Raw genomic sequence first — 5,348 nt, 5'->3', positions numbered from 1 at the left:
TCGCCGCGCAGCGCGCACATCTGGTCCTCGCTCGCCGCCAGGATATCGAGGCCGTCGAAGGCGACACGCCCGCCAGCACGCGCCGCGAAGGGCAGAAGCCGCATCACGGTGAGCGCCGTCATCGACTTGCCAGAGCCGGACTCGCCGACAAGCCCCATGACCTCGCCCGGTGCCACGGCAAGCTCGATCCCCTTCAGGATCGGCGTGTCGCCGATCGCCAGCGACAGGTTCTCGATCTCGAGCAGGCTCATCGCTGCCGCCGCGATTTCGGGTCGAGAATGTCGGCGATGCCGTCCCCCAGCAGGTTGAGGCCGAGCACGGTGACGACGATCGCCATGCCCGGAAAGATCGCCATCCACGGCGCTACCACCATGCGCGTCTGGGCGTCGAACAGCATGCGACCCCAGCTCGGCATCGGCGGCTGCGCGCCGAGGCCGACATAGGAAAGGCCGGCTTCGGCAAGGATGCCCAGCGCGAACTGGATGGTGCCTTGCACCAGGAGCAACGTGGCGATGTTTGGCAGGATGTGCTCGATGGTGATCAGCGTTGGCCCCTTGCCGGCGGCACGCGCGGCCAGGATGAATTCACGCGGCCAGATGGCGAGAGCGCCGGCGCGGGCGACGCGCGCGAAAACGGGAATGTTGAAGATGCCGATGGCGATGATGGCGTTGATCGCGCCCGGCCCGAAGATGGCGGTGATCATGATCGCCGACAGCAGCGCGGGGAAGGCGAAGACGAGGTCGTTCAGCCGCATCAGCGCCTCGTCGGCGAGGCCGCCGCGCGCGGCGGCAAAGGCGCCGAGCGGCACGCCGACGCCCATGCCGATGCCGACCGCGACCAGCGCCACGGCGATCGAGTTGCGGGCGCCGACCATGATCATCGACAGGATGTCGCGGCCGAAATGGTCGGTGCCGAACCAGTGCGCCCATGAAGGCGTCAGGGTCTTGTCCGAGATCACCAGCCTGGTGACATCATAGGGCGTCCAGACATAGGAGAGCATCGCTATCGCCGCCACCAGCGCGGTGATGGCGAAGCCGACGAGGAAGGACCGGTTGCGGAACGCCTTGGCCAGCAGTGCGCCAACGGTCTCTTCGGGGATGTCGACATGGAGCGTCATTGCCGGCTTCTCAGGCGCGGATCGACGACCGCATAGGAGAGGTCGACGAGGAGGTTGACGGCGATGACGGCGGCGACCAGCAGCATGACGACGCTTTCGACGACGATCAGGTCGCGCTGGGTGATGGCCTGGAACACCAACCGTCCAAGGCCGGGCAGGTAGAAGACGTTCTCGATAATGATGGTGCCGGCGAGCAAGAAGGCGAATTGCAAACCGAGAATGGTGAGTACCGGGATCATGGCGTTGCGCAGCGCGTGCCGCCAGAGCACGGCGCGGTATGGCATGCCCTTGGCGCGGGCGGTGCGGACATAGTCCTCGTGCAGCACCTCGATCAGTGCCGAGCGGGCGACGCGGGCAAGGATCGCGGCTTGCGGCAGGGCAAGGGCGACCGCCGGCAGAAGCAGCGATTTCAGCGCCGGCCAGGCACCGGCGCCCCAGCCGGGAAAGCCGCCGGCCGGCACCAGTCGCAGCCAGACGGCGAAGAGATAGATCAGCATCAGCGCGAACCAGAAGTTCGGCACGGCGACGCCGAGTTGGGCGGCGCCCATGGCGATAGCGTCGCCGGCCCGGCCGTGGCGGCTGGCGGAATAAATCCCGACCGGAATGGCGATGGCGGTGGACAGCGCCAGCGCGATCAGCGCCAGCGGCAGCGAGACGACGACGCGTTCGCGCACGAGATCGATGACCGGCACCGAATAGGTGTAGGAGCGACCGAAATCGAGGCTGAGCAGCCCGCCCGCCCAGTGCAGGTAGCGCAGGGCCAGCGGCGCGTTGAGCCCCATTTGGTTACGCAGCACCTCGACCTGATCGGCGCTGGCATTCATGCCCAGCATCAGTCGCGCCGGGTCGCCGGGGATGATCTCCAGCACCGCGAACACCACCATGGAGGCCAGCACCAGCGTGGCGGCGGCGATGATCAGACGCTTGAGGAGGTAGGCACTCATGGAAGGCTGACCGCCCGGGCTTCGTCATCCTGGGGCGGAGCAGGAGCGAAGCGACGTCGCGAAGACCCCAGGATCCATGACGTGACAGAGGTCGAAGAGCGCGACGATGCAGAACCCAGGTCACGCTTTCCTGTCCTCACGGATGGGCCTCCTGTATTCTGCAACGCAGAGGTCGCTCACAAGCCATGGCATGGATCCTAGGGTCTGCGCAGCCGCTGCGTGGCTGCTCCACCCTTTGATGACGAAGTGCTGGGGTTCACTCGCTCCACTTCACCTTGGTCAGATCATTAGCCTGGATCGGCGCGTTCTCCCACAGGCCCTGCAGCTTGGCGTCCCAGACGCCGACCTTCGGCAGTTCGTAGAGGAAGCCGACCACGGCATCGTCGGCGAGGATCTTCTGCGCCTCACCGAGCAGTTCCTTGCGCTTGGCCTCGTCGGAGGTGAGGTTCAGATCGGCGATGACCTTGTCGAAAGCCGGGTTGTTGTAATTGAAGTAATAGTCCTTGCGCGAATAGATATCGATGTCGTTGGGCTCGGTGTGGGAGACGATGGTGAGGTCGTAGTCCTTCTTGGTAAATACCTGGTCCAGCCACTGCGCCCATTCAACGGGCACGATCTCCAGATCGATGCCGACGTCGCGCAACTCCGAGGCGATGATCTCGCCGCCAAGCCGTGCATAGGAAGGCGGCGGCAGCTTCAGCGTCGCCTTGAAGCCGTTCTCGAGGCCGGCTTGCTTGAGCAGTTCCTTGGCCTTGGCGACATCATGCGGATAGCGGCCGGTGAGGTCGACATAGTCCTTGTTGGCGGGCGACATGTGCGAGCCGATCGGCTGGCCGAGGCCGGCCGAGGCACCATCGATGATCGCCTTGCGGTCGAGCGCGTAGGAGATCGCCTGCCTGACCTCGAGCTTGTCGAGAGGCGGCTTCTTGTTGTTGATCGACAGAATAGTCTCACCCTCGGTCGAGCCGATCACGACATGGAAGCGCGGATCGTCCTTGACCTGGGCGACACTGTCGGGATCGAAGAAAGGGAAGGCCTGGATGTCGCCGGAAAGCAGGGCCGGAACAGCGGCCGCCGCATCGGGGACGATGCGGAACTCGGCCTTGTCGAGCGCGACCGGCGCGCCCCAGTAAGCGTCCGATTTCACCAGCGTGATCGACGAGCCCTTGACCCAGTTCTGGAATTTGAACGGACCGGTGCCGATCGGCTTCTCCTTGTTGGTGTCGGCCGATTTCGGCGACACGATCACCGCGTCGCCCCAGCCCATATTGTAGAGGAAGGAGCCTTGCGGGTTCTTCAGCGTCACCTTGACGGTCGCCGGATCGACGACGTCGACCTTGTCGATCGCCGCGAACAGGCCCTTCTGCGCGTTGACCGAATTGTCGGCGCGGGCGCGGTCGAGCGAGAACTTCACATCGTCGGCGCTGAAGTCGGCACCGTCATGGAATTTGACTCCGGTATGCAGCTTGAACGTGTAGACCTTGCCGTCGTCAGAAATGCTCCAGCTTTCTGCGAGATCGGGCAGCACCTCGCCGTTCGGGCCGATGCGGGTCAGGCCTTCGAACACATTGGCGTAGAGCACTTCGTCGATCGCCGCGGCAGCACCCGCGGTCGGGTCAAGGTGCGGGGGTTCGAGCGGAATGCCGATGACGAGATCGGTACGCGCGGCAAAGGCCGAGGTGGCGGTGGCGAGTGCCAGGGCGGCGGCGGCGAGAACGGTCTTCCACAATTTCATCGGGCAACTCCCATCTGCTCAAACCGGGTGGATAGAAGCGTGATTTCGAGGTCGAGTAAATTGCGTTTCGTGCTGTCGGGCGACGCCAGGCGGAATGTTTTTCCAGAAATAGTCTGCCTGCCCTCGGGATCAGTCCGCGACAGTGCCCCTCAACAGCACGTTGAGGCCGATCGCCATCACCTTGGCCGATTCCACCATGTCGGCGATGCCGACCCATTCGTCGGGCCGGTGGGCGAGGTCGAGGATGCCGGGGCCATAGGCGATGCAGTCATAGATGTGGCCGATGCGGGCGACGTGCTTCTGGTCGTAGGTGCCCGGCGAAATCACATAGTCGGGCTCGCGGTCGAAGATCGCCATGATGCCTTGTGCCACGGCTTTCACCACAGGTGCGTCGCGCTCGGTCATCAGCGGCAGCACTTCCATCAGATCGCGGATCTCGTAGTCGAACTTCGTCCGCTCGCGCTTCAGCCGCTCCAGGATATCCGTCACCTCGCTCTTCACCGTGGCGAGGTCCTCCTCGAGCAGGAAGCGCCGATCGATGGTCAGCCGGCAGGAATCGGGCACGTTGGGCGAGGGCAGGCCGGGGCGGAAATCCTCGGTCTGGCCGCCATGGATGGAGTTGATGTTCATGGTCGAGCGCCTGGCGCCTTCGGGTACGACGGGCATGCGCGTCACCTTGCGGTCCAGCGCCGGGAACAATTCGTCCTCGAAGGCCTGCAGCACGGCGCCCATGTGGCGCACCGCATTGTCGCCGAGGAACGGCATCGAGCCATGCGCGATCTCGCCCTTGGTCTCGATCTCGGCCCACCAGACGCCGCGATGGCCAAGGCAGATGCGGTCCTTGTTCAGCGGTTCCGGAATGATGACGTGGTCGACTTTCGGCTTGGAAAAATAGCCGAGCCTGGCCAGATGGGCGACGCCGCCGAAACCGCCGGATTCCTCGTCGACCGTGGCCGAAATCTCGATGGCACCGGGGAAGTCCGGAAACACCTCCATGAAGGCCTCGGCGGCGATGATCGAGGCGGCCAGCCCGCCCTTCATGTCGCAGGCGCCGCGGCCGTAGACCTTGCCGTCCTTCACGATGCCGGCGAACGGATCGACGGTCCAGCCTACGCCAGCCTCGACGACGTCGATATGCGAGTTGAAATGCACGCATGCGCCGGGCGATCTGCCGTCGAAGCGGGCAACGACGTTGACGCGCGGGTAGCGGTCGGTGTCGCCGGGCGTGCCTTCGGCGCGGACGAACTCTGTTTCGAAGCCGCGCTTCTTCAGGCGCTCGCCGACATATTCGGCGCAGGGGCGATAGGCCTCGCCCGGCGGATTGACGGTCGGGAAACGGATCAGGTCCGCGGTCAGCGCAACGAGGTCTTCGATCCGCGCATCGACGGCCTTAAGGAGTCGTTCGGTCATTCCTGAAGTTGAGCAGCGAAGCGGGCGACTGGCAAGCGCGACGGCGAAGTCGTTGAAACTACGTGTCGCGGCGGCAACTATGGCGGGAAATTCGTTCAAATTCGCTGCTTTGGATTGGCGAATTCATCAACGAGTGTGTGTT

5 protein-coding genes are annotated in these 5,348 nt (G+C 64.5%); all 5 read right to left on the bottom strand.

Annotation, left to right across the window (positions count from 1 at the left end; translation table 11 throughout):
• A partial coding sequence (locus EN745_RS29220) for an ATP-binding cassette domain-containing protein (protein ID WP_127422840.1) occupies positions 1-251 on the bottom strand: 251 nt, incomplete at its 3' end.
• Positions 248-1,117, bottom strand: coding sequence for an ABC transporter permease (locus tag EN745_RS29215; protein WP_126054129.1), 870 nt, complete (start codon positions 1,115-1,117; stop codon positions 248-250). The genes EN745_RS29220 and EN745_RS29215, both read right to left, overlap by 4 nt.
• Entirely contained in the window at positions 1,114-2,061 is a 948-nt protein-coding gene (locus tag EN745_RS29210; protein WP_127422839.1) for an ABC transporter permease, read from the bottom strand. The genes EN745_RS29215 and EN745_RS29210 overlap by 4 nt, the downstream gene beginning before the upstream one ends.
• A gap of 256 nt (positions 2,062-2,317) precedes the next feature.
• Positions 2,318-3,796: an ABC transporter substrate-binding protein gene (locus EN745_RS29205; RefSeq protein ID WP_127422838.1), complete on the bottom strand. Its 1,479-nt coding sequence runs from the start codon at positions 3,794-3,796 to the stop codon at positions 2,318-2,320.
• 129 nt (positions 3,797-3,925) lie between these two features.
• A complete protein-coding gene (locus EN745_RS29200) occupies positions 3,926-5,206 on the bottom strand; it encodes an acetylornithine deacetylase/succinyl-diaminopimelate desuccinylase family protein (RefSeq protein ID WP_126054132.1) in 1,281 nt (426 codons plus the stop codon).
• Positions 5,207-5,348: the final 142 nt, after the last annotated feature.

Source organism: Mesorhizobium sp. M4A.F.Ca.ET.022.05.2.1 (assembly GCF_003998845.1).
Classification (GTDB): Bacteria; Pseudomonadota; Alphaproteobacteria; order Rhizobiales; family Rhizobiaceae; genus Mesorhizobium.
This window is presented reverse-complemented; position numbering and strand designations above follow the sequence as displayed.

Bases quoted from the DNA above. Each gene is read 5' to 3' on its own strand.
- EN745_RS29215 (WP_126054129.1), bottom strand. From the start codon at position 1,117: ATGACGCTCCATGTCGACATCCCCGAAGAGACCGTTGGCGCACTGCTG.
- EN745_RS29210 (WP_127422839.1), bottom strand. From the start codon at position 2,061: ATGAGTGCCTACCTCCTCAAGCGTCTGATCATCGCCGCCGCCACGCTG.
- EN745_RS29205 (WP_127422838.1), bottom strand. From the start codon at position 3,796: ATGAAATTGTGGAAGACCGTTCTCGCCGCCGCCGCCCTGGCACTCGCC.
- EN745_RS29200 (WP_126054132.1), bottom strand. From the start codon at position 5,206: ATGACCGAACGACTCCTTAAGGCCGTCGATGCGCGGATCGAAGACCTC.